A 24608-nucleotide genomic window follows, 5' to 3' on the forward strand; every position below is an offset into this window, starting at 1 on the left:
TTGACTCATTGACAATTCACAATTGACCTTTTAATTATTCTATTATTATATATTCAGACATTGTTTCAGATTATTGAAATGATGTCTTTTTTGTTTTATGCCTTTATTTACAGGACTGATTTGAATAGATTTACACTTTTTCGCCAAACAACTGGTTAGAAATAACCATTTCTTGAAAAATTACATTTTCTCAATTTGAGATAATAAATATTTTTGCTATTTTTGTTACCAATCAAAAAAAAGGCTTTTATGTTAAAGAGAACTGCCATTGTAAGTTTATTCACCCTTATATCTGCTTCGTATATGGCTCAAACAAATACTACTTTACCCGTTTATTTAGATGAATCAAAACCTGTGGAACAGCGTGTGAAAGACGCACTTTCCAGAATGACGCTGGAAGAAAAGGTGGCCATGCTGCATGCACAGTCGAAATTCAGTTCACCAGGTGTTCCGAGATTGGGAATTCCTGAATTCTGGACAACCGACGGTCCTCACGGGGTAAGACCTGAAGTAATGTGGGATGAATGGGATCAGGCAGGCTGGACAAACGACTCTATTATCGCTTATCCTGCACTAACAGCCCTTTCCGCGACATGGAACAAGAAAATGTCCTGGAATTACGGTAAAGCATTGGGAGAAGAAGCCCGTTACAGAAAAAAAGATATTATTCTGGGACCTGGAGTTAATATTTACAGAACTCCACTGAACGGAAGAAACTTCGAATATATGGGTGAAGACCCTTATTTAACATCGAAAATGGTTGTTCCTTACATCAAAGGGGTGCAGTCGAACGGTGTAGCAACTTCTGTGAAGCATTTCGCACTGAACAATCAGGAAATGTTCCGTCATACAAGTAATGTAAATGTAGACGACAGAGCATTGTATGAAATTTACCTTCCGCCTTTCAAAGCTGCGGTTACAGAAGGAGATTCCTGGACGTTGATGGGTGCTTACGACATGTACAAAGGTCAGTATGCGAGTCAAAACAAATATCTTTTGAATGATATTTTAAAAGGTGAATGGAAATATAAAGGCGTTGTAGTTTCCGACTGGGGAGCTGTAAACAATACAGAACAAGCCATCCACAACGGATTGGATCTTGAATTCGGAAGCTGGACCAACGGACTTTCTGCCGGAACAAAAAATGCTTACGACAACTATTATTTAGCAAAACCTTACTTAGATTTAATTAAATCAGGAAAAGTAGGAACTCAGGAGCTTGACGATAAAGTGACAAGACTTTTGAATCTTGCCTATAAAACAACGATGAACAGAAACAAGCCTTTCGGAAACATCGCTTCTGAAGAGCATAAAGCGGTGGCTAAAGAAATCGGTGAAGAAGGAATCGTATTGTTGAAAAATCAGGGAAATGTACTTCCAATCGATATTAATAAAGCTAAAAAAATCGCTGTCATTGGTGAAAATGCTATTAAAATTATGACTGTTGGTGGAGGTTCTTCTTCATTAAAAGTAAAATACGAAACGCTTCCTTTAGACGGAATTAAAGCGAGATTCGGAAAACAGTCTGATGTACAATATGCAAGAGGTTATGTTGGAGATATCGGCGGAGAATACAACGGGGTAAAATCTGGACAGGATTTGAAAGATACACGTTCTGAAGCTGAATTATTGAATGAAGCAGTAGAATTGGCAAAAAAATCTGATTATGTAATTTTCGTTGGAGGTTTAAACAAAGCAGATTTTCAGGATAGCGAAGGAAACGACAGAAAAAGCTACGGATTGCCTTATAATCAAGATAATGTGATTGCTGCATTAGCAAAAGCGAATAAAAATCTTGCCGTAGTTTTGGTTTCAGGAAATGCTGTTGCAATGCCTTGGATCAAAGAAGTTCCGACTGTTCTTCAAGGTTGGTATTTGGGTTCTGAAGCTGGAAATTCCATCGCTTCAATCCTTGCGGGAGACGCAAATCCATCAGGAAAACTACCATTTACTTTCCCAGTGAAATTGGAAGATAATTCTGCTCATAAATTAGGAGAATATCCTGGGCAAAAAGATGAATTGGCTGCAGGAAAAGGAAAAGATCAGAAAAATCCGATCAATATTACCTATAACGAAGGAATTTTTGTTGGATACAGATGGCACGACACAAAAAAAATTAAGCCATTATTCAGTTTCGGACACGGTTTAAGCTATACTACTTTCGAGTTTGGAAAAGCTAAAGCTGATAAAACGACGATGTCCCAGGACGATAAAATTACGTTCACAGTTTCTGTAAAAAATACAGGTAAAAAAGCTGGAGCAGAAGTGGCTCAGCTATATATTACTGATGTGAAATCTTCTGTGGAAAGACCTTCAAAAGAACTGAAAGGTTTTGAAAAAGTATTTTTAAATCCTGGTGAAGAAAAAGAAGTAACGTTCACAATTGATAAAACAGCGTTAAGTTTCTTCGATGTTCAAAAGCACGACTGGGTGGCTGAACCCGGAGATTTCGAAGCTCAAATCGGAAATTCTTCTGATGCTATTAAAACGAAGGTGAAGTTTACTTTGAAGTAATCTTACTTATATATTTCTAAAACGAATGCCTGAAATTTTTTTCAGGCATTTTTTATTTTTTGGCGTAAAAAAGTTTTCTTATTTCTTCGTTTGGTTTTTATCTGGAGCTAACCATGTCAAGGTTTAAAACCTTGACATGGTTAAAAAAATGAATGCCTGAATTTTTTTCAGGTATTTTCTATTTTTGGTGAAAAAAAAATTTTCTTATTTCTTCGTTTGGTTTTATTTGGAACTAACCTTGACAAGGTTAAATTCTTTTTCGACTTTTCAAGATCACAACGTTCTTTCAAAAAAGATCATTATTGAAATTGATATTCCGTAAGTCTCATGTCGCCGATTTTTATCAGAATGTGCTGATCAACGGCCCATTTTAAATCCCGGCTTGCCGTTGGAGCGGAGATATTTTTAAAATGTTGTAAATAATCTTTTCTGCTGAATTTTTCACCTCCGAACTTCTCTTTAAATAAAAATATCCGGTCTTTTGTAGTTAAATTAGTATTTTGAGATTGTAATACCTGTTTCAGCGATTCTAATAGTATCCCCAGCATAAATTCAATAAAAGGAGTCGAATGACCTTTTTTATCAGATTCAGACAGCGTATTATAATAATCTTTCTGATTTTCTCTGATGAGACTTTCAACCGGTAAATATTCAAAAACAGGATATTGCTGCATTAAGATTAAAGTTTGCCATAATCTTCCCATTCTTCCATTTCCATCTGTAAAAGGATGAATAAATTCAAATTCATAATGAAAAACACAGCTTTTGATTAAAATTAATTCTTTATCATTTTTTAAATATGAAAATAAATCATTCATCAATCCTTTTACCATAGTTCCGCCTGGCGCGAGATGTTCTACTTTTGAGCCTTTAACAATTCCTACATTCGTTGTCCTGAATTTACCTGCATGAGCAACCAGGTCATTCATTAAAACAGCATGCGCCAACTCTAAATCTTTAATTTTATTCGGATTAAAACGTTTTAAGTCTTTATAAACCTCAATGGCATTCTGAACTTCCAAAATATCTTTGGCAGGAGCAACAATCCTTTTATTCTCTAACAACGCGGTAATTTGATCTTCTGTCAAGGTATTTCCTTCAATTTCAAGAGAAGATTGAATCGTTTTAATTCTATTTTTCTTTCTTAATTCTGTTGTAGGTTTGTAGAGATGATTTGCATTAATTTCTCCTATCTTTTCTGAAATAGAAGTAATTAATGTTAAAATCGTATCTGTAATATTATAAGGTGGTTTCAAAATATGATAGTATCATTTGATAGTATCAAAGATATAACTTTTCTACAAAAAAAGCGCCCGAATTTCTCCGGACGCCTGCAATTGCAAAATTACAAGGAATTAAAAAATATAAATCTAATTCTCGAAATAATGGATCATTCCAACTTCGGGATGATGTTTTTTTTCTGAATTAAAATCATTTTTGCTGTTCTGACTGCTTTCTAGAAACGAATTGCTAAACAAAACATATGACGGATTTTCTGCTAAACCGTTCTTCAACATTTGATGAGCCTCCACAATAGTTTTTCCGTATAATTTTCTGAAATTTCCGATTTTGTATTGCGAAAATTTCCCATAATGAACGATAAATTTTAATGATAAATCGATCGCCATGCTTAATGATGTACTCAATTCTTCCACTTTTCGGGTAAAAGCATTCTGCATATTCCTCAACATCTTTGAAATTTTCTGGTACGATGGTTTTTCATCATATCGGTAAAATAAAATGGCATCGCCTTCGATTTCTGAAATTTCAAAATACTCATTATTCATATCAATGAGCGTAGAAAGTAGTTGTCTTACAATATATTCTCCGGTATAAAGTTTTGTATTGAATACAAATTCCGTAAACCCGCTGAAATCCGGAATAAGAATAATGCCATCTTTAATATTTGTATTCTCCATAATAGTTTTGGGTTAAAATCCTGTTACCTCCTTAGACGTAACAGGATTGATTTTACTTTATTGCCATCCTCCGCCAACAGAGCGATAAAGGGTTGTTATGGCATTTAATCGTTGAGCTTTCAGAGAAGCCAGGTCTAATTCGGTTTGCAGTTTATTGGTCTGGGCCAAAATTACCTCAACACAAGTCGCTGAATTGTATTTAAATAACAAATCTGCCTTTTGAACTGCTTCATTTGATTTTTTCACTAAACCTTCCGCAATTTTCTCCTGTTCTTCCAATTTTTGAATCTGCACTAAAGCATCCGAAACTTCACCCACCGCTTTTAAAACCGATTGTTTAAAGCTGATTTCTGCCTGTTCCGACACAATTTTTGACTGTTCGTACTGCGTTTTCAATTGTTTTCCGTTCAAAATCGGTTGTGCTAAAGTTCCTACCACAGTACCGAATAGTGAACCCGGAATATTAAACCAGTTGCTCGCTTTAAAAGCATTCAAACCGCCTTGGGCTGTGATGTTAAAAGACGGATACATATTGGCTCTCGCTACATTTACAGAAGATACACTTCTTCTCACATCCAGTTCGGCACTTTTAATATCGGGTCTGTAGCTCAATAATTCAGAAGGAATTCCTGTTGAAATCTGAGCCGGTGACTGAACGTTATGCAGACTTGCACTTCTTTCAATTTTATCAGGCATTGAACCCGTTAAAATACTCAACGCATTTTCCTGAGTTGCGATCGAGCTTTCAATGGCGGGAATTGATTTTAGGATCTGATCTTTTACAATTTCCTGCTGCTGAACCGCTAAAGCTGTGGTTAAACCCAATTCCTGCTGTTTGGTTAAAAACTTCAGCGTGCTGTCAGAATACGTTAAATTAGATCTGGTAATTTCCAGTTGAGTATCCAGCATCAGCAGATTATAATATCCCTGAACAACGGTCGCCACCAACTGTGTTTTCACTGCTTTTGCCGCTTCCTGAGTTTTCAGATAATCTGCCAGAGCCTGTTCTTTTCTGCCTTTAATTTTTCCCCAGATATCCGCTTCCCAGGAAATATTAATGGAAGAGGTATAATCCTGAGTATACTTACTTCCCAGAAACTGACTGGCCATGACGCCATTCATACTGTTGTCTGAAGGTCGATTGATGCTCGCGTTGGCCACCGTTGCGCTCACGGTTGGTACATTTCCCCATTTACTCTGATTATACGCTAACGAAGCAAATTCGATTTGTTTTAAAGCAACCTGCAGATCATTATTCTGTGCCATTGCCTTATCGATTAAACCTACCAGAACAGGATCTTTGAAGAAATCTTTATAACTTATTTTAGCGATATTTTCATTGTGATCTTCCGTTATACTATCGTTTCTGAAGGCTTCGGGCATTTTCACTTCAGGCTGTTCATATTTCTGAACTTTACAGGCAATGGCCGTTCCTGAAATTAATGCGATATATGCTATATTTTTAATTGAATTCATTTTAAAAATCATTTGAATTAATAGAGGTTATTTTTAATCTCCCGCAGATTTTTTTGATTGAGCAGATGATAAAATTAAATCAGCCTAATCCTTTTGATCTGCGAGAATAAATGCATTACTATATTTAATTAAATCATAGCCTCTGTAAATTAATATTCCCAATCGGCTTCTGTCACTACTCTGCCGTTGATTTTTTCATGCAACGCCTGAAATACCACAAACAGAACAGGAACTACGAAAACTCCTAAGATCGTTCCGAATAACATTCCCGAAATTGCAGCATAGCCAATAGAAAGGTTACCCATTGCAGACGGTCCTACCACGAAAATCAGCGGAATTAAACCTGTGATGAATGCCAGTGAAGTCATCAAAATCGGACGAAGACGTGCTTTTGCTCCTTCTACCGCCGAAGCGATCAGGCTTTTCCCAGCTCTACGTCTCTGGATGGCAAATTCCACGATAAGAATCCCGTTTTTCGCTAATAGACCAATCAACATGACCAAAGCGATCTGTACGTAAATATTATTGGATAATTCTGCCAATGTAATTCCCACAAATACACCTGATAAACCAACAGGAATTGCGATTAATACTGCAAAAGGAAGAATATAGCTTTCATACTGCGCCGATAAAAGAAAGAATACGAATACGATACACAATCCGAAGATCATTACTGATTGTGAGCTTGAACCTGCTTCTTCACGGCTCATTCCTTTATAATCATAGGTATATCCCGGAGGAAGAACCTGCTTGCTCACTTCTTCAATCGCTGCCATAGCTTGTCCCGTACTGAATCCAGGAGCCGGCATCACGGTTAAGTTAGATGAGTTAAACAAGTTGAAACGGTCTACCACTTCCGCACCGGTAACCTGTTTTAGGCTTACCAAAGTGTTTACAGGAACCATTTCGCCTGAACTGTTTTTCACGAAAATTCCGTTCAATGATTCTTTATCTTGTCTGGTTTCCGGAGTCGACTGTACTAAAACTCTGTAATATTTCCCGAATCTGTTGAAATCCGAAGACTGAATACTTCCGTAATAGCCCTGCATCACGCCTAAAACATCAGAAACACTTACGCCCAACTGTGCTGCTTTCACTTCATCTACCAATACTTCATATTGAGGATAGGTCACATCAAAAGTGGTAAATGCCACCGCAACTTCAGGTCTCTGCATCAAAGCGCCCATCATGCCGTAAGAGATATTTCCTAAATTCTGAAGCTCACCGTTTGTTCTGTCCTGAAGAACCAGCTCCATTCCACTCGTGTTTCCGAAACCATCAACGGTTGGTGTATTAATAACCAAGAAATTCGCTCTTTTATCCTGAGAAAGCATTCCCTGAACCTGACCGATAATATCGTTGATATTGCTTACCTGACCTCTTTCTTTACCATTTTTCAGTTTAACGAAAATTGAAGCTGCCGAAGAAGACATCGAACCACTGAAAAGATTCAGTCCGTCTACCGAAATGACTTTGTCTACCGCAGGATTTTTCATTAATTTATCTTCCGTATCCGAAACTACTTTCGACGTTCTGTCTTTTGAAGCTCCCGGAGCCAGATTGGCTGTTACAATGATGAAACTCTGATCTTCATCAGGAATAAATCCTTTTGGTGTTGTCATCGACATCCAAGCGAACAATCCGCCGAATACCAAAACAATAGCTAAAGCGATCCATTTTCTTTTCAATAAGAATAAAACAGCTTTTCCGTAACGGAAGGTCAGTTTGTTGAAACTCGCATTAAACCCGGCGAAGAAACGATCTTTGAAATTCATTTTTTCATGAGAATCCGGATGATGCTGTTTTAAGAAAATCGCACACAAAGCCGGACTTAAAGTCAAGGCATTAATCGCAGAAATTACAATGGCAATTGCTAATGTTAAGGCAAACTGCTGATAAAATAATCCTGTAGAGCCACTCATAAACGCCACCGGAACGAATACTGCAGACATAATTAAAGTAATCGAAACAATTGCTCCCGTGATCTCACTCATCGCCGACATGGTTGCGGCCCGCGGGTTCAGTTTTTTATGTTCCATTTTAGCATGAACCGCTTCCACGACGACAATGGCGTCATCCACCACAATACCAATGGCCAGTACGAGGGCAAACAACGTTAATATATTGATAGAGAACCCGAAAACTTTCATAAAGAAGAACGTTCCCACAATAGAAACCGGAACTGCAATCGCCGGAATCAGGGTTGAACGGAAATCCTGAAGGAAGATATACACTACGATGAATACAAGGATAAACGCCTCAATCAACGTATGAATTACCTGCTCGATCGACTGATCTAAGGCATCTTTTGTCGCATACGGAATTTCATACGCCATGCCTTCAGGGAAGGATTTTTCAAGTTCTTTCATTCTTTCTTGAAGGGCAATCTGCACTTCATTCGCATTAGAACCAGCCATCTGGAAGATCGCCATCGTTACGGATGCCTTTTTATTGTATTTCGAAGCAACAGTATAGCTGTACGCGCCGAACTCTACTTTCGCAACATCTTTTAATTTTAAAACAGAACCATCGTTCAATGCTTTAATCGTAATATTTTCATATTGTTCGGGCTCGGTGAATTTTCCTTTGTAACGAAGGACATATTCCATCGCTTCTTTAGTTCTTTCTCCGAATCTTCCCGGCGCTGCTTCTAAGTTTTGAGTTTGAATGGCTCTTGAAACATCTGAAGGTGTTAAGTTATAAGAGGTCAGTTTATTCGGATCCAGCCATATTCTCATTGAATAATCCTTGTTTCCGTACACCATCGCATCTCCTACTCCTTTTACCCTTTTCAGTTCCGGAACAATATTAATTTTCGCATAGTTTTCAAGGAAAAGATCATCCATAGAACCATCTTTACTCGTTAACGAAACCATGGCAATCATACTGTTCTGCCTTTTCACGGTCGTAATTCCCGCCTGAACTACTTCAGAAGGAAGCTGATTAGTCACCTGAGCTACCCTGTTCTGAACGTTGATCGCTGCCTGATCGGGATCTGTTCCCAGTTTAAAAATAACAGTAATGGACAATGAACCATCGTTACTCGCCGTCGAAGTAATATAATCCATATTTTCCACCCCGTTGATGGCATTTTCCAACGGTGGAGCTACCGATCTGGCAATCGTTTCAGCATTGGCTCCGGGATAGGCTGCCGTTACCATCACAGTAGGCGGTGCGATATCCGGAAATTTCGTAATCGGCAGGCTTACCATACCGACAACCCCCAAAATAACAAGCAATACGGAGATAACCGTCGCCAGTACGGGTCTTTTTATAATTTTCTTTAACATGATTTTTTCTTACGATTTTTTCGGTTGAGCAGTTTTCTTTTGTGCTACGACAGGAGTTCCCGGCTGTAGTCTATCGAAACCGGTAGCGATGTACTGATCTCCGCCTTTCAACCCTTTTGAAACGATGAAATTGTCACCTGCTTTTCCGCTCACTTCAATCGGAAGCATTACTGCTTTTCCGTCTTTAATGGTGAATACAAATGTTTTATCCTGAATGGTTCTCGTAGAAGCAATCGGCAATAAAATAACATTGCTGTAAAACTGATCTAATACAATTTTTCCTGTATTTCCGCTTCTTAAAAGATTTTTAGGATTGGTAAATTTTGCTCTTAACGTGATAGAACCTGTCGTTTTGTTGAACTGTCCTTCCACCGCATCAATTTTTCCTTTTTCATCATACTTTTCACCACCGGAAAGCAATAAAGAAACCATCGGCGTATTTTTAATAATCTCGTTGATGCTGCTTCCTTCCGTCTGTCTCTGGAAATTATTAAAATCATTTTCACTCATGCTGAAATACGTATACACCTCATGAATATCCGACAATAACGTGATCGCTTCCTGATTAGAAGGCGTCATTAAACTTCCCAAACGGTAATTGAATCTTCCAATATAACCGCTAACGGGTGCTTTAATGGTTGAAAAATTAAGGTTGATTTTTGCCGATTCAATGGTTGACATCGATTGACTTACCGCTCCTCTCGCCGCATTATAAGCCGCTTCTGCTTCTTTCACCTGAATATCCGAAACCATTTTATTTCTGAATAATTCTTTTTTTCGGTCTAAATCTATTTTAGAAGTTGAAAGATTCGCCTGAGCAGTAATTAAGGCTGCCTGAGCGCTTTTTAACTGTTCCTGAAAAACACGGTCTTCAATTTTGAACAAAGGTTGTCCAGCTCTTACGAAATCACCTTCGTCCACGAAAATTTTGCTTAAATAACCTGTTACCTGAGGACGGATTTCAACATTGGAAACCCCTTCAATAGAAGCAGCATATTCTCTAGAAACGGAAGCATCTCCCTGCTTCACTATTTCTACCGGAAGTTCCGGAGCCTGCTGCTGATAGGCTTGATTTTGATTATCTTTTTTACACCCGGTAAATACCAATAAGGTTACTCCAAGTATAATCGATTTCTGAATAGAAAATCTCTGCATAACACTTTTTCCTTTAAATTTTACGGGGCAAAATTCGGATGAAAAAAGTTGGCTGGAAATACTCTAAAAACACCTAAATTTGTCAAAAAGACTTCTAATTTAGAGAATTTATGAGAAATATCATGTGGTTGTAATTTGGCTGTTTGTGAATTTTATATGAGTGGGATAAGACTGTTTGCCACGAATGCACGAATTTTTTTGTTTCCCGCAGATGAGGGAGATTTTCACAGAGGATGCTGTTTTTGTTGGTTTTTCGCAAAGACGCAAAGATTGGTTTAATCCCGTATGTTTTTAAGACGCAAGGATTTTATCTAAGATAAAATTGTGGAGTGTATTTTTGTCACGAATGCACGATTTTTTTTGTTGGTTTTTCGCAAAGACGCGAAGATTGGTTTAATGCCGTATGTTTTTTAAGGCGCAAGGATTTTATCTAAGATAAAATTGTGGAGTGTATTTTTGTCACGAATGCACGATTTTTTTGTTGGTTTTTCGCAAAGGCGCGAAGATTGGTTTAATGCCGTATGTTTTTTAAGGCGCAAGGATTTTATCTAAAATAAAATTGTGGAGTGTATTTTTGCCAAGAGCGCACGGATTTTTTTGAGATTGCTTCATCTTTGGTTTGCAGTGACAAAGATTTATAAAAAGGGAGGAAACCCTAGCCCTGATAGGAACGACATCCTTTTTGGTGGCGGCTGGAGCAAAGCGGAAGCCGTCACCAAAAGGATATAGTGGATAGCAGGAAAAAGCTTCAAATAAAAATTTTAAACTGACCGATTAGCTTACTCTATCAGCTAACAACTTCCATTGCTTCAAAAAGAAGCATTTTTCCAAAAGACATCATAGAAAATTATCCAGAATCTTTTTACTTTTATCAAAACAAATCATCCTTTTTATATTCCAGAGGAGATTTTCCGGTGTGCTTCTTGAAAAACTTACTGAAAGCAGCCTGATCGGAGAATTTTAACTGAGAAGCGACTTCACTCACGTTGGCATTAGAGTCTTTCAGCAAAATTTTCGCTTCAATCACCAAAATATGATGAATGATCTCGCGGGGTGACTTATAAATGGTTTTGTTGATGACCTTGGTCAAATATTTTCGACTGATAAACAGTTGGTCCGCATAAAACTGAACATTATGCTCCTCTTTGAAATGCTGCCTCACAAGAATGAAAAAACTTGTGGTAATCTCGTCTTCACGATAGCTTACCTTATTGATCTTCTCCGTTTTTTTCATGTAATTATCCATCTCATAGATCACGAGCGAAAAGTGATGCCAGATCATTTCATTGAAATAATAATTCTCCTTTTCGGTATCGTTTAAAGATTTAAGTTCATCCAAATGAAAATGGATTCTCTTATATATTTCCGGCTCGTTGCGGATGATATTGGTGGGATCTTCCGAAAGGCTTTTCAGAACATCATTTGACTTATAATTGAACCCTGCATTAGAAATAAAATCCAGTGAAAAGAAAATATATTTCGCATTATAATCATCGGAAATCTCTTCCACCCAAAATGTTTCCGCAATCGGGCAAAAGATGATATCTCCGGCCTTCACTTCATAGCTTTTTTCGGATAAACGAAAACGGATATTGCCTTTTTCAATCAGAAAAACAGTAAAATAATCGGAGCGGTACGGAATGTTGAGCTTAACCGCGTAACTTGCCTTTTCGATGTTCATGACTACAAATTCTTTGATTCTTAAATCGAATTCAACCTGATTCAGCAGTTCTTCGAAAGTAAAATGCGAGATGAAACTTTCTATTTTCGGATTGGATTTTTTAGACATGAACGGTAAAAATTTGAGCGAAATTAATAAATAAAAACTCTTACAACTTAAATTTTCAATTGATAAGATTTATCATACTTTTTGAGATTATTTAAAAACTCAGGGATATTTTCAGCAATTTGATGACTGTGAAAAACACCATGCGGAATATTGCCATTTAGAACAATCATTGCCATTTCTGTAGCGACAATAGCCGTAATTTTTCCTTCATTATTTCCATTAATGCTTAATTCTTTTATATTTCCGGATGTGTCTTTGGCTACAATTTTAACGGCATAAACATCGGTGCCCATGGTAAAATTATTAAAGCTTTTAATCGCAAGATCCTGAACTTTTTCGTTTTTAAATAGTCTGGTAATTCCCAATTTACGAAGAATGGCAGTGAGCTTCGTAAACCATTTAACATCAAAAGCCATCCTGGTTTCAATTCTTGGAACTGCTAAAGTATCTGATAAAACATGCTGATCTGAAAAATCAAAAAGGTAAAATTGTCTTTTGCCTAAAAGCTCTGTCTGAATAGGTTTTGTAAAACTTTTCATGTTTTTCTTAGTCCCGTTTTCAGAAATCTGATATTCGGAATCGATATTATTGAAAGTCCATTTATAGGCAAATTCGCCATGTTTCTCACCCAAACCAAGGAGAATAAATATATCAATAGATTCTGTATTGGGGAGCAGATGAACAGCATGCTGAGCGAGAAGATTGGTAATTCCCGGCGCCAAACCGACACTTAAAACAACGCTGGATTGATTTTCTGCAGCAAATGAATTGAGGCCTTCAATACTTTTTAACGCCTTGTATTGCGCTGAAATATCGATATAATGAATTCCTTTTGAGATACAATATTCCACAAAATCGGTATTGGTTTGGTCTAAACACATGATGACCAATTGAACATCATCAAAAATTGAAAAATCAGAAATAGAATTGATATCCAATTGATAAGGAATGACTTGCTGATGAAGATTTACTGCTAATTTTTGAGCTTTTGAAAGACTTCGCCCAGCTACCATTACTTTTTCAGGATAAACCTTCGATAAATTTTCAGCGATAATGCTTCCTACCGCTCCATAACCGCCAATAATAAGTATTTTCTCTTTCATAGTCTTAATCTTTATGCAAAGATTATGATAAGCCAGATGAAAGTGTTATAAAATTCAGGGAGGTTGTTGTGCAATTGTGGAAAATATTCTGATACTCTAAATTTTCAAATTACGGAAACCCGTAAAAAACACCTATCTACTATTTCTAATTTTGAATTCGAAATAAATTTCACAATAAAAATCAAAGTAAAGATTTTTTTTCATAATAAAAACTTTATAACCTATTTATGAACAACATGCTACAAGATTCCATTTCTAATACTGATGAAATTCTGGAAAGAATAAAATCGGAATTAAAGAGTGCCAGATCGGAAATATTGATCGCTATGGCTTGGTTTACCAACTATGAACTGTACAACATTATTCAGGAAAAACTTTCTGAAAATATTAAAGTTTCCCTGATCTTATCTGATCAGCCGGATAATGAAAAATTAGATTTTGATGTACTTGTACATCAAGGACTTAACTTCACCCGCATCAAAAATATAGGATACGGTATGATGAATCTGAAATTCTGCATTATTGATCGAAATATAGCTATTTCAGGTTCCTACAACTGGTCTAACAATGCAAAAAACAACCATGAGCAGGTTTTGGTTACTAACTTCCCCAAAACGGTTAATGAACTGACTGACAGCTTTTTTAAAATAAAAGACCGCGTAGAAAAACTTAATAACGGTTACAGCATTGAGGAAATTGAAAGAGAAGAGAGCGCTTTTGTAAGTCCCATTGTTCATGAAAAAAATGAAGGGGAAGCTCAGCCGCTCAATTTTCAGGAGCAATCTCTGAAAGATTTTAAAGATGTTCTCGATAACATCATCGCAACAGAAGTAGGCTCTTTCGATAAAAACTTATTGAAAGAAAATGCTTACCAGAGGGCATTTGAAAATCAAGGAGATCATCAGGTGCTTCCTCAGGCAATGGACAGCCTTTATTCAAACTTCATCAACGAAATTGAAGTTATTGCCGAGAAAAAGACACGACTGAAAAACAGGATCGAAGAGCAGCTGAAGGTGAGCATCGGAAACGTAGAGATGAAAACTCAAAATGAGATTGATACTCTGAACTATAATCTGACAGCAGATCTTCAAAACATTGAAAACAATATTCAGCATAATGAAAAAAATATTGAGGACAAAAAACAAAACATAGAGTCGGTAAGCTCTATTAAAATTCCTTTTATAAAGGACAAAATAGATGTTTTACTTAAAAAGATCAATGAACTGAAGATAGATTTTGTGAAACCGCCTGTAAACTGGCCTTTGACATCCGCATTAATTTTCTTAGGATTTATATTGTTATCCTATATTTTTGTATTCTATTCGTCTGTTGCTTATATATTCATATTTTCAAAAAATGAAACAATAGCTGCTATTGATGCCGGAAGAATCCCTGAAACCGCTGAGGTTTTTGATCCTGAAGCTATATCAAAAATATGGAGCAAGGGAATCGGAGGAATTCTGTTCCTTTTTCTTTTCGTCGGAATCCCACTGGCATTAGGTTTAATGAAACTGATTCTTTCTGTTAAAGATCACACCAATGATCATCTAAACACAAATAACACCAACAATATGTTCTATAGATTTTTCAAAAATTATGGTGGGATTTTATTGATTTTGGTAGTCGATGGATTTATAGCCTACAGGGTAGCTAAAAATATTAATTTTATTGATTATGAATCTAACCGTACCAATACCATATTGAGTTTTATGGAAATCATCATCACTGAAAACTTTTGGTTAGTCTTTATTTTAGGAACGTTAGGAGTATATTTATTTGGACTGACTATTGAAAAACTTTATTATTCTCATCAAAAAAGAACGCAAACCCATCATCAGGAAAAGACAAAATTTATTGTCAGCAAACATGAAGAGGAAATGCTTGCCCATCAGATACAGATCAATGAACTGAAAGAGGAAAACAACAGGTTAAATGGTGAAATCGTGATTTTACAAAAACACAATGCCGTCCTCACCAAACAATTGCAGGAACTTCCGATACAGATTAATACAAAAATCAATCATCTTAAGCAGCTTCTCTTGTCATTTATAGAAAAAGTAGACAATCTTGCCCATATTTATCAGAGTCAGGTGGATAATGATAAACTTCCTGTATCCAGGACCGAAATGGAAAACCGAGTTAATATTTTTATGGAAGGCTGGAGTAAATATTTGTACAAAATTTATTCTGTGGAAAAAGCAGAAGCTAAAACGACAGAAGCCATAAGAGAGTGTGAAAACTGGCTGAATATTGTCACGGTTCAAAAAAATTTCAATTCAGAATTTGCTCAAAACTAATGCATAAGCTATGAAAAATTTATTCTACTTTTTATCATCCTTCATCATTTTTATTCTTTGCACAGGCTGTTCTAAAACCAATGACCGTAATGGATCAGTGACTACAAAAGTTTACGATTTCAATGTTCTACTTGTTCCCGACCTATCCAACAGAATCAATCCTGAAATTCATCCAAAGCCCGTTCTTGACACTTTTTTACTCAATACGGCTATTGATAGTATCGGGGATCTTCTTACGGTAAATAACAGGCGAATGAATCAGCTTGATGTTTATAAATTTGATTTTATCAACCGTGGAATCCTTAATAATCCACAGATAGCAGATGCGAAATGGCTTCAGATTAATTTCAGACAGTTTAAAGGAAAAACCAAAGATGCATCCAACTTTAAAAGGTATGAAATGAAATCTGCTATTTCTGCATTCAAAAAAAATATCTCAAAAGTTTATCAGTATTCCTTTGAAAATCCTGCCGGATCTGATGTCTGGAATTATTTTAACCAAACCATCACTTCATCATTGATCAATGATCCTGATGTAAGTCTTCCCAATGGTAAAAATACTCTTATTAAAAGTACAAAAAATGTTGTAGTTCTCTTTACAGACGGTTATATAGAAAGTACTAATAGCAGCGCAGGGTATAATTTTGATCAGCAGTCTATCAAAAAAATAAGACAGGACTTCATCAGCAGTAAATCGGTAGATCTTCAAAAATTTATTCAGTCAAAACCGGAATACCTGATTAAAAAAACGACCAATAATTTGAAAAACGTAAATATTCTGGTTTTGGAAATGGTTGACCGGTCGCTTGATGATAATGGCTCAACCACCGTACAACCTACCGATTTTGAAATTATGAAAATAATCTGGACACAGTGGCTGAAAAGTTCCGGCGCAGCTCATGTAGAAATATATCCTGCTTTCTCCAAAAGAATTGATGCTTATGATGCCATCAAAAAATTCATGGAAGAAATCAGCAAAAACTAGACCTCAATAATCAATTCTTTGTTGTAACCATTGTACTTTTCATCGATATAGCCGTGGGGATTGCAGATGATTTCGGTATTGCCGATTTTGTATTGCGAGGGCGTATGAATATGTCCGTGAATCCAAAATAATGGTTGATGTTCATTGATGAAATCTTCTAAATTTGAAGCATAGGCTGAAGTGATAGGATCTTCTTTATATTCTTCCGGAACTGACTGAATACTTGGTGCATGATGGGTAACCACAATATTTTTTAAATCTTTTGAATTTTCCAGACTTTCCTGTAACCAAATTTTTGAAAACTGATGAATTTTAAACGTATCAACGGTCCTCATCTTTGAATAAGACGGATCCCGCGTAATCTTTTTATAATCATTCATTTTCGATTGACATATCATTCCGTAATATCTTGGGTCTCCGAAAATGGAAAAATCAGTCCATAAAGTTGCGCCATGAAAACGAATATCTTCAATATCTACAAAAGAATTTTCCAGCACATGAATATTTGAATCCTGTGCGGAGGCTTTTATTTTATTCAGCGTTTTTGGATAAGAACCTTTATAATATTCATGATTGCCGAGAATATAAATCACAGGTTTGTTGGGAATATTAGTTTTTACCCATTCAATTCCTTTGATTCCTAAATTGGTATCTCCCGCCAAAACAACTACATCTGCTTTATCGAAAGATAAATCTGTGATACCGAATTCCTGATGGAGATCGCTGATGATTTGAATTTTCATGTTTATAATATGAACAAATTAAAGGAAAAATATTTTTAAAGCAAAAGAATGCTAAATAAACCTGAAAAATTAAGACCATAAATTAATCCGGAGATATCATTTCAATATCTCCGGATAATTATTAACAATATATCGATGAATTATGAAACAGCCATAGCGGCTTTTTTTATTTTAGTTTCTTTTACAATCAGATAGGCTAAAATTCCCAATGCGATAACGGCATATCCGATCAGGATTTCCAGACTTAGGCTTCCTACAGCAAATTCTGAAGGGAAGATCTGACTCATTAATGTCATAAAAGACAATCCAATTCCTGCTCCTAAAAAGTAGCTTGTGGTACTTAAACTTGATGCGACTCCGTAATGGGAAGGCTGAATGTCCTGAATTCCTAAAATTGATAAACCCGTGAAACAGAACGTCATTCCGATTCCTGAAATACAGGCAGCTCCCAATAAAACAATTGCTAATGGATGCCCTGTGTACACAGAAATGAACAGTAATGATGAGCCCAACAACATGAATGACCAGCCCAAAATACCAAGCTTTGTAGGATTTAGTCTTTTGGAAATATGCGGCAATACAAACTTTGAAACCAACGCCGATAAAATACTAAATGGAACCAAGAGTAAGCCCGCCGATGCCGAACTGTGATGCATATCTTTCTGCAACATCAGGGAAATCAGGAATAAAAATCCGATAAAAAATGCTCCCAACGTGAAGAAAACAATATTGGCAACCATCAACGATCTTTGTTTTACCAATTGAAGATCAATCAAGGGTTGGGAAATTGTTTTTAATCGATAGAAAACCAATCCTAACAAAAGAACAGATAATGCTAAAGATCCGATAATCAAGAACGGATGTTCTTTGATCTGAATCAATTCGTGTGTTCCGTAAGTTAAACTCAATAATCCCAATACTAATAAGATTCCTGAGACGAAATCGGTATTCTGAGGTTTTTCATTTCTTTCGTCTTTCGGTAAAAACTGATAAGACAAAATCAGGGTAAAGAAAAGAATGGGAACATTGATGAGAAATACCCAGTGCCAGCTTAAATACGTGGTAATAATTCCGCCAATTGACAATCCGCTTCCCGAACCGATCGCCGCAAAAGAACTGAAAATCCCCACTGCTTTATTCCTCTCCTGCTCTTCTCTGAAAGTATTGGTGACAATCGACATCGCAGACGGCATGATGAAAGCTGCGCCCAATCCCTGTAACGCTCTGAAAATAGCTAAAGTTTCAAAACTGGTAGATAATCCGGCTCCCAGTGAGGTCAGCATAAAGATCAATCCGCCAATCAGGAAAATCTTTTTTCGTCCGATTTGATCAGACAGTTTACCGCCAATAATCAAAAAACCTCCAAAAAACAATACATACAAGGTCTGTAACCATTGTACGGTAGAAGCATTGATGTTGAACTGTTCCTGAATGGAAGGAATCGTTAAATTAATAATGGCAATATCCAAAGCCTCCACAAATGTCCCAATTGATGCCAGTATTAAAATGATATTTTTCCTTGAGTTCATACAGTTCAAATTTTCTGCAAAATTAAAATTAACAGAACATTTATAAAAATTATATGGTAAATTTGGAACATATTTATTTCAATCATCCAACGAAAAGAACATTTATCCTATTTAATATTGTTTAACCATTAAAAACAGAACAAATGGCTACAGAAAATTATACGCTTGACGAAAAAGATCTTTCAATCCTGAGGCTTTTACAGAAAGATGCCAAACTGAGTGTACGGGATATTTCAGCAAGAATCAATCTTAGTCCGACACCTACACACGAACGTATTAAACGAATGGAAAAAGCCGGAATTATTAAAGAATATACGACTGTTCTCGACCGTAAAAAGGTAAATAAAGGCATGATGGTAATCTGTATGATTGCATTAAATGTTCACAATAAAAAAATGGCGGGACAGTTCATTGAAGAAGTCAGCAAACTGAAGGAAGTGGTTGAATTTTATAATATCAGTGGGGATTTTGATTTTATGCTAAAAATTCTGGCTCCGAATATGGATGAATTTCATGAGTTTTTCGTGAATAAACTTTCTGAAATTGAAGGAATCGGACAAACGAAGAGTATTTTTGTGATGAACAGCATTAAGGAAAGCGTGCAAATTTTGTAGAATGTTTTTCATTAAACTTTTTTACCACAAAAGAAACAAAAGATTTTAGCACTTTAGTTATTTTAAGTTTAATACCTAAATAAAAAAAGATCACATAAGTTAAAAAAATCTTTGATTTTTTCTTTTTGCAGACTTTTGAAATACTTTAAATAAATCCAATAAGATCTTTTGCTTATTTTGCGGCTAAATTTAAAATTAGTTTAAACAAACTTATTATTAAATTACGCATTTAAGGGATTTTTAAGCATATTTGTTTTAATTTCAATTCGAAATTTTGTAAATTGAAGCATCATTAAATAGTCGCTCCTTAAAAAGCTGTTTTTTGACTTTGAAAATTATATTTGCCTAAAAAGATTCGGAGAACAAGTTCGAGCCAAAGAAGAATTTGTTGTTTGATTTGATTCAATCTCATCTTCAAATTGTATCCAATCCCTGCTAATAATGCATTATTAATATCTCCAGCCACTCCTTTCAGGAAGTTTAATCCTAAGGAGTGGTTTCTTTTTAAATGAGAGATACAAGGTTCTATGGCTGCTCTTGCCCGGAATCTTAATCTGGCTACTTGTTGCCCATATTTTGTTTTTTCTTTTTTTGCGGGAAGCAAAATTGCTGTTCCTTCCACTTCTTTGATTCCTTTAAATCCTCTGTCTGTAGTGGCTTTCGTAGGTCTTGTTCCGCCAACGGATTTTCTTACCCTCTCACTCTGTGCCAATGATTCTTCAAGAGTTTTACTATCGTGAGGATTGCCAGAAAATCTCTTTACCGAGCTGATGATCCCTGTTTTCCGACCTCTTACTACTGCTACTTTTGTCCCAAACTCGTATGCTTTTCCCGATTTTCCTTTCGCAATACACGCAACTTGTGGCTCGTGAAGACTGTAAATTTTATCTTTCGTGGTACGTTCTTGGGTGAGTGCTTTAAGGTAAATTTTAAAAACGTCTTCGTAGCCTTTCAAAACATCTTTAGGAAGTTTTCTTTCCAATTCCCGAAGAACTCTTTTACCAATCGTCCTGAGCTTTTTCCTCGCCATTTTTGCCTTCTTCTGTCTTCTGGGATGATGTCCAAAAAAAGCGTCCCGCAATAATTGTTTGCTCACTCTTCTGTAGCTTTGTCTTTGTACAACGCTCTCTTTTTCTGCTATTTTTCTACAATTGTCGATTACTTTTTTTGCTAATTTGGCATCGGTAGGAAAGGTAATGTTCTTCTCCTGAACCGTCGTATCTACCTGAACTTCATCTTCTGTTTTGGCTTTGGGATGGAGAGAAACGCTTTGTCCCAAAAGAAATTCCAAACCCTTATCTCCAATTCTTTTTCTGAAGTGTACAAAATTGCTCGGATCGAAAGGCTGCTCTGTCTGGAAAAAGGTTTCTCCGGTAAAATATTGCCAATACGCATTCTCAATCCATCTCTCTATTACACTTTCATCACTTTCTTTAAACATTTCCTTGAGCAAAAGCATTCCTGCTATTTTACGGATAGCAATAGAAGGTCTTCCGTTTTCTGAAAATAATTTCTCAAACTCTGACTCCATTTTATCCCAGGAAATCTCCCCAGCTAATTTTACCACCGGATGCTCCATATTAATAAGCTCCGTAAGCCTGGTCTTGAATAAATTCTGCTGTAAATCCTCTCTTATTTTGCCTAACATTTTGCCACTTTTTATATCCTAAAAATACAATTTATTGCAATTTTTTACAACGATTTTTTACGAAATATAAGTGCATAAAACTGATAATCAAAATATTACTTGGTTTTTAAGGAATGACTAAATATACAAATTATGCCTTGGAATCCTGATGTTTACAATCAATTTAAAAATATTCGTTTTAAACCTTTTTTTGACCTTTCAGATCTGATTCAGAATAAAGGCAATATGAAAGCCATTGATTTGGGTTGCGGAACAGGCGAACAAACCGCCATTCTTGCAGAACGATTTGAGCAGGCTCATTTTATAGGAATTGATTCTTCTGCAGAAATGCTGGAAAAATCAAAAACGCTGGAAGCCGAAAATCTACATTTCAGACAGGCAACAACGGAAGAAATTCTCGACAGTAACGAAAACTGGGATTTAATATTCAGTAACGCAGCATTACAATGGTCGGACGATCATGAAACATTGTTTCCAAAGTTGATTTCCAAACTGAATAAAAGCGGACAATTAGCAATACAAATGCCTTATCAGCCTGGAAATATTCTGAATAAAATTTTACTTGAAATGGGCAATGAAGAGCCTTTCAAAACCCAACTGAACCATTGGAACCGCGCTTCGACTGTGCTTACTCTGGATGAATATGCGCAGATTTTATTTGATAATGACATTGAAGATATAAATATTTCACAAAAAGTCTATCCAGTTATCGCAGAAGATCATGAAACATTGTTTAATTTCATTTCCGGATCGGCTCTTATTCCTTATCTGGAAAGGCTGAGTGAAGAAAATCAGCAGACATTTATTGCTGAATTTAAGAAAAGAATTGCTATTAATTTCCCAAAACTTCCTGCAATCTATTCTTTTAAAAGAATTTTGATGTACGGAAGAAAAAAATAAATTAAAAAACGCGGCTTAAACATAATAAGCCGCTTTTTAATTAAATTTTACAGTCCTTTTTTCCCTTCTATCCAGTATGCTTGGGATTTTATACATTTTGGTGAAACACCTTTCAATTTTAAAAATTTCCTTACGATATTCATGGTTTGTCCGTTTCCTGTAAGGTAAAATACCACCTCATCGTTTTGAACGGCTTGCTTTTCTTCCTGTAAAAATTCAGTTAAAGCTTCAATAATTTTCATTGAATCATTTTTATCCGCGTGATACCCATATAAACCGAGGGTTTCCAATGATTCAGGATTTTCCAGTTCATGGAGACAGACAAAAACCGATTCGCTCTCTTCCGCTGCTTCTTTAATGGAAAGAGAAGTTCCCAACGATGTTTCATCCCCAATTGAAAAATGAATTTTAGCTTCATGATTGAAAAACTTTTTTCCTCTGGGAATCAAAATTTTCAATGTATTATTTTCTGATAACTGACTGATGAAAGAACTTCCCGCCGCCGTTTCGTTATGCACATGAAAAACAACTTCAAAGCAACCGTCTTTTTCGTTAAAATTAAATGGCGAGTAATTACGGAAATCCCTTTCATTAATTCGGATCCCGATGGCATAAGCCGGCTCAAAATAAATACCTTCCAAATCTGTTTTAAACTGAATTTTCCTTAAATTTTCTGATATATTTTCAACCTTTGTAATGATGCATTCTCTGAACTTGGATGACAAAACATTTTCCACCGCATCATTAATCCATTTTGGTAAACTAGCCATATTTTTTATTGCAAAGGAAGCCGTAAAACCCATATGCGAAAATAGATTTTTCAGGGTAAAAGTTGGACTATTCGTGGTTTATGTCAAATCCTATAAAATTGTTATGATTGATTTTTACCGCAAAAGGAATTTAAAAGCTTTACGCTAAAGGCTGACAAAAGCAAACAAAACAAATCGTTTTAAACATCCACAGAAAATCAAAGATTTTCAAGAAACTTAGGTGCTCTTTTATACAGAAAGAAAGTAAACTTAAACTTCTAAAGTGTCAAAAATTTTTGTGGCTTTTGTGGTTAAAAATTTCAAAGTTTCCCTTAGTAATGTTAAATTACTTTTTATTCTTATCCCGAAATTCTGACGGTGACAGGTTTTCCAGTTTAGAAAATAAACGGCTGAAATACGTATGATCGCTGTAACCAATTTCGTATGCTATTTCCTTTATAGTAAGACTGGTAAAGACCAGCAATCTTTTAGCTTCCATTAAAATTTCCTGATGAATCCAGTGCTGTGTGGACTTCCCGGTTATTTCATGTACCGCTTCCGTTAAATAACCCCGGGAAATATTTAAAAATTCAGCGTAGGCTGATGGACTTTTCACTGATTTAAAATTTTTGCGCACCAGTATTCTGAAATCTCTGGTAAGTTCCCACATTCTGCCTTTAGAAGATACTTCTGCGGAATTTTCATGAGAATACCATTGCGCAAATGTTCCCATAAAAGAATTGAGTAACGACTGGGCGGTAAAAAAGCCTTCCTTAGATTCAAGCATCTCATCCGTATACACATCACGAAGTAGCTCCGCGATGACGGCTACTTTTTTAACCTGATCCTTATGTAAAGACAATGGTTTTATTTCCATTAATGATTCTTCAAAAACCTGGCGAATAAGATCAGGAACCAGATCTGTCTTTACGGCAACAAACCATCCCGAAACTTCCTTCATAAAAAGCCCTTGATGCACCTGTCCCGGCAAAACACAGAACACCACAGCATCCTGTGCTTCAATGATATTAAAATCAACCATCATTTTCACATGGCCACTTTCCATGATCGTGAAAATATAATGACTGTCACGATGAATTCCCTTATCAATTAAATGATCTTCGGTACTGTTAAGGGTTATTTTTTCCACCACAAACTGGTGTCGTGAAATATCACTTAGATCATAAGTCGGGATACTTTTTCTCATTAAACAAGTTGAAAATAATATAACGAAGATAGCAATACGTATTTATACCCAGCCCATGATTTACCGATTTATATGGCAAAATAGCCGGCCGCTTCTTCGTTACTTTGAAATACCATTGAATTTTAAATATTTTAAAACCTGAGTTCGATTAAAACAAATAATTTAAAATGTTGATTTTGAAATAGTTACTATACACCAATAGCATAACTTCAGCCCAATGATAAAATCACAAATCAAATAGGGGGCTTTAGTACAAATTGATTATAAATTTCGGCTAAAGCCTCCAGGAGTCTCATCTTTTTTAGACGGGCTGAAGCCCGTCCCTATTAATCTGATAGAATATTTTATGGATTGAGCTCAGGTTTAAACTAAAAATCATGAATAAAAACACTTCCTTAAATGCCGGAATGAGTTCCGGTTAAAAAACAAAAGTTATCATTATCGGAGCCGGAACTTGCGGACTATATACCGCCTTATCGTTTGGTAAAGGATAAAAAATTCAGTGCCGGCGATATGCTGATCTTTGATATGAATACTACCCTTGGCGGACGGTTAGAATCTGTCATCATGCCCCGAATGGACTTCTGGGAAGAATTAAGAGGCATGCGTTATCTGACTTCACAGGAAATTGTTACCACTCTGACCGAAGATTACCCTTCCCTTGAAAATCCAAAAAACGAATTCCTGTGA

At 36.1% G+C, this 24608-nt stretch carries 18 protein-coding genes; 6 read left to right on the top strand and 12 right to left on the bottom strand.

From position 1 onward, the window contains the following. The first annotated feature begins 249 nt into the window (after nucleotides 1-249). Nucleotides 250-2514: a glycoside hydrolase family 3 C-terminal domain-containing protein gene (locus tag VUJ46_RS08135; RefSeq protein ID WP_326984489.1), complete on the top strand. Its 2265-nt coding sequence runs from the start codon at nucleotides 250-252 to the stop codon at nucleotides 2512-2514. Nucleotides 2515-2813: 299 nt separating this feature from the next. On the opposite strand, the gene VUJ46_RS08140 is transcribed toward VUJ46_RS08135, so the two are convergent. The 7 genes from VUJ46_RS08140 to VUJ46_RS08170 form a co-directional block, all read right to left on the bottom strand. Further along, nucleotides 2814-3770, bottom strand: coding sequence for a Fic family protein (locus tag VUJ46_RS08140; protein ID WP_326984490.1), 957 nt, complete (start codon nucleotides 3768-3770; stop codon nucleotides 2814-2816). 114 nt (nucleotides 3771-3884) lie between these two features. Then, nucleotides 3885-4433: a DUF2652 domain-containing protein gene (locus VUJ46_RS08145; RefSeq protein ID WP_326984491.1), complete on the bottom strand. Its 549-nt coding sequence runs from the start codon at nucleotides 4431-4433 to the stop codon at nucleotides 3885-3887. Nucleotides 4434-4490: 57 nt separating this feature from the next. Next, the gene (locus tag VUJ46_RS08150) at nucleotides 4491-5909 is read right to left on the bottom strand and encodes a TolC family protein (protein WP_326984492.1); all 1419 of its coding nucleotides are present in this window, start codon (nucleotides 5907-5909) and stop codon (nucleotides 4491-4493) included. A 149-nt stretch (nucleotides 5910-6058) separates the two neighbouring features. After that, nucleotides 6059-9199, bottom strand: a complete 3141-nt coding sequence (locus VUJ46_RS08155; protein WP_326984493.1) for an efflux RND transporter permease subunit — start codon at nucleotides 9197-9199, stop codon at nucleotides 6059-6061. Nucleotides 9200-9208: 9 nt separating this feature from the next. Then, nucleotides 9209-10354: an efflux RND transporter periplasmic adaptor subunit gene (locus VUJ46_RS08160; protein ID WP_326984494.1), complete on the bottom strand. Its 1146-nt coding sequence runs from the start codon at nucleotides 10352-10354 to the stop codon at nucleotides 9209-9211. An 871-nt stretch (nucleotides 10355-11225) separates the two neighbouring features. Beyond that, nucleotides 11226-12143 (bottom strand): helix-turn-helix domain-containing protein, encoded by a 918-nt coding sequence (locus VUJ46_RS08165; RefSeq protein WP_326984495.1) that lies wholly within the window; start codon nucleotides 12141-12143, stop codon nucleotides 11226-11228. A gap of 47 nt (nucleotides 12144-12190) precedes the next feature. Then, nucleotides 12191-13246: a saccharopine dehydrogenase NADP-binding domain-containing protein gene (locus VUJ46_RS08170; RefSeq protein WP_326984496.1), complete on the bottom strand. Its 1056-nt coding sequence runs from the start codon at nucleotides 13244-13246 to the stop codon at nucleotides 12191-12193. 227 nt (nucleotides 13247-13473) lie between these two features. Between VUJ46_RS08170 and VUJ46_RS08175 the strand changes: the two genes are divergently transcribed. Next, entirely contained in the window at nucleotides 13474-15543 is a 2070-nt protein-coding gene (locus VUJ46_RS08175; protein ID WP_326984497.1) for a phospholipase D-like domain-containing protein, read from the top strand. A 10-nt stretch (nucleotides 15544-15553) separates the two neighbouring features. Next, a complete protein-coding gene (locus VUJ46_RS08180; RefSeq protein WP_326984498.1) occupies nucleotides 15554-16528 on the top strand; it encodes a hypothetical protein in 975 nt (324 codons plus the stop codon). Here VUJ46_RS08180 and VUJ46_RS08185 read toward each other — a convergent pair. Together VUJ46_RS08185 and VUJ46_RS08190 are read right to left on the bottom strand one after the other, a co-directional pair. Beyond that, nucleotides 16525-17271, bottom strand: coding sequence for a metallophosphoesterase (locus tag VUJ46_RS08185; RefSeq protein ID WP_326984499.1), 747 nt, complete (start codon nucleotides 17269-17271; stop codon nucleotides 16525-16527). The genes VUJ46_RS08180 and VUJ46_RS08185 overlap by 4 nt on opposite strands. 140 nt (nucleotides 17272-17411) lie before the next feature. After that, the gene (locus VUJ46_RS08190; RefSeq protein WP_326984500.1) at nucleotides 17412-18800 is read right to left on the bottom strand and encodes an MFS transporter; all 1389 of its coding nucleotides are present in this window, start codon (nucleotides 18798-18800) and stop codon (nucleotides 17412-17414) included. A 143-nt stretch (nucleotides 18801-18943) separates the two neighbouring features. Here VUJ46_RS08190 and VUJ46_RS08195 point away from each other — a divergent pair, with 143 nt between their 5' ends. Further along, nucleotides 18944-19414 (top strand): Lrp/AsnC family transcriptional regulator, encoded by a 471-nt coding sequence (locus VUJ46_RS08195; RefSeq protein WP_326984501.1) that lies wholly within the window; start codon nucleotides 18944-18946, stop codon nucleotides 19412-19414. 307 nt (nucleotides 19415-19721) lie between these two features. Here VUJ46_RS08195 and VUJ46_RS08200 read toward each other — a convergent pair whose 3' ends face one another. Then, complete coding sequence (locus tag VUJ46_RS08200) at nucleotides 19722-21062, bottom strand: IS5 family transposase (RefSeq protein ID WP_326981209.1); 1341 nt, start codon at nucleotides 21060-21062, stop codon at nucleotides 19722-19724. A 132-nt stretch (nucleotides 21063-21194) separates the two neighbouring features. On the opposite strand from VUJ46_RS08200, the gene VUJ46_RS08205 reads away from it, so the two are divergent. Further along, complete coding sequence (locus VUJ46_RS08205) at nucleotides 21195-21962, top strand: methyltransferase domain-containing protein (RefSeq protein ID WP_326984502.1); 768 nt, start codon at nucleotides 21195-21197, stop codon at nucleotides 21960-21962. A gap of 47 nt (nucleotides 21963-22009) precedes the next feature. Here the strand turns inward: VUJ46_RS08205 and VUJ46_RS08210 are convergent, their stop codons facing one another. Continuing rightward, nucleotides 22010-22732, bottom strand: a complete 723-nt coding sequence (locus VUJ46_RS08210; protein ID WP_326984503.1) for an FAD-binding oxidoreductase — start codon at nucleotides 22730-22732, stop codon at nucleotides 22010-22012. Between the two features lie 325 nt (nucleotides 22733-23057). Next, entirely contained in the window at nucleotides 23058-23918 is an 861-nt protein-coding gene (locus VUJ46_RS08215; RefSeq protein ID WP_326984504.1) for a helix-turn-helix domain-containing protein, read from the bottom strand. Between the two features lie 480 nt (nucleotides 23919-24398). On the opposite strand from VUJ46_RS08215, the gene VUJ46_RS08220 reads away from it, so the two are divergent. Next, nucleotides 24399-24608, top strand: coding sequence for a hypothetical protein (locus VUJ46_RS08220; RefSeq protein ID WP_326984505.1), 210 nt, complete (start codon nucleotides 24399-24401; stop codon nucleotides 24606-24608).

This window comes from Chryseobacterium sp. MYb264 (assembly GCF_035974275.1).
Classification (GTDB): Bacteria; Bacteroidota; Bacteroidia; order Flavobacteriales; family Weeksellaceae; genus Chryseobacterium.

Bases quoted from the DNA above. Each gene is read 5' to 3' on its own strand.
- VUJ46_RS08180 (WP_326984498.1), top strand. From the start codon at position 15,554: ATGAAAAATTTATTCTACTTTTTATCATCCTTCATCATTTTTATTCTT.
- VUJ46_RS08200 (WP_326981209.1), bottom strand. From the start codon at position 21,062: ATGTTAGGCAAAATAAGAGAGGATTTACAGCAGAATTTATTCAAGACC.
- VUJ46_RS08150 (WP_326984492.1), bottom strand. From the start codon at position 5,909: ATGAATTCAATTAAAAATATAGCATATATCGCATTAATTTCAGGAACG.
- VUJ46_RS08170 (WP_326984496.1), bottom strand. From the start codon at position 13,246: ATGAAAGAGAAAATACTTATTATTGGCGGTTATGGAGCGGTAGGAAGC.
- VUJ46_RS08190 (WP_326984500.1), bottom strand. From the start codon at position 18,800: ATGAACTCAAGGAAAAATATCATTTTAATACTGGCATCAATTGGGACA.
- VUJ46_RS08175 (WP_326984497.1), top strand. From the start codon at position 13,474: ATGAACAACATGCTACAAGATTCCATTTCTAATACTGATGAAATTCTG.
- VUJ46_RS08135 (WP_326984489.1), top strand. From the start codon at position 250: ATGTTAAAGAGAACTGCCATTGTAAGTTTATTCACCCTTATATCTGCT.
- VUJ46_RS08205 (WP_326984502.1), top strand. From the start codon at position 21,195: ATGCCTTGGAATCCTGATGTTTACAATCAATTTAAAAATATTCGTTTT.
- VUJ46_RS08155 (WP_326984493.1), bottom strand. From the start codon at position 9,199: ATGTTAAAGAAAATTATAAAAAGACCCGTACTGGCGACGGTTATCTCC.
- VUJ46_RS08145 (WP_326984491.1), bottom strand. From the start codon at position 4,433: ATGGAGAATACAAATATTAAAGATGGCATTATTCTTATTCCGGATTTC.
- VUJ46_RS08185 (WP_326984499.1), bottom strand. From the start codon at position 17,271: ATGAAAATTCAAATCATCAGCGATCTCCATCAGGAATTCGGTATCACA.
- VUJ46_RS08215 (WP_326984504.1), bottom strand. From the start codon at position 23,918: ATGAGAAAAAGTATCCCGACTTATGATCTAAGTGATATTTCACGACAC.
- VUJ46_RS08160 (WP_326984494.1), bottom strand. From the start codon at position 10,354: ATGCAGAGATTTTCTATTCAGAAATCGATTATACTTGGAGTAACCTTA.
- VUJ46_RS08210 (WP_326984503.1), bottom strand. From the start codon at position 22,732: ATGGCTAGTTTACCAAAATGGATTAATGATGCGGTGGAAAATGTTTTG.
- VUJ46_RS08195 (WP_326984501.1), top strand. From the start codon at position 18,944: ATGGCTACAGAAAATTATACGCTTGACGAAAAAGATCTTTCAATCCTG.
- VUJ46_RS08165 (WP_326984495.1), bottom strand. From the start codon at position 12,143: ATGTCTAAAAAATCCAATCCGAAAATAGAAAGTTTCATCTCGCATTTT.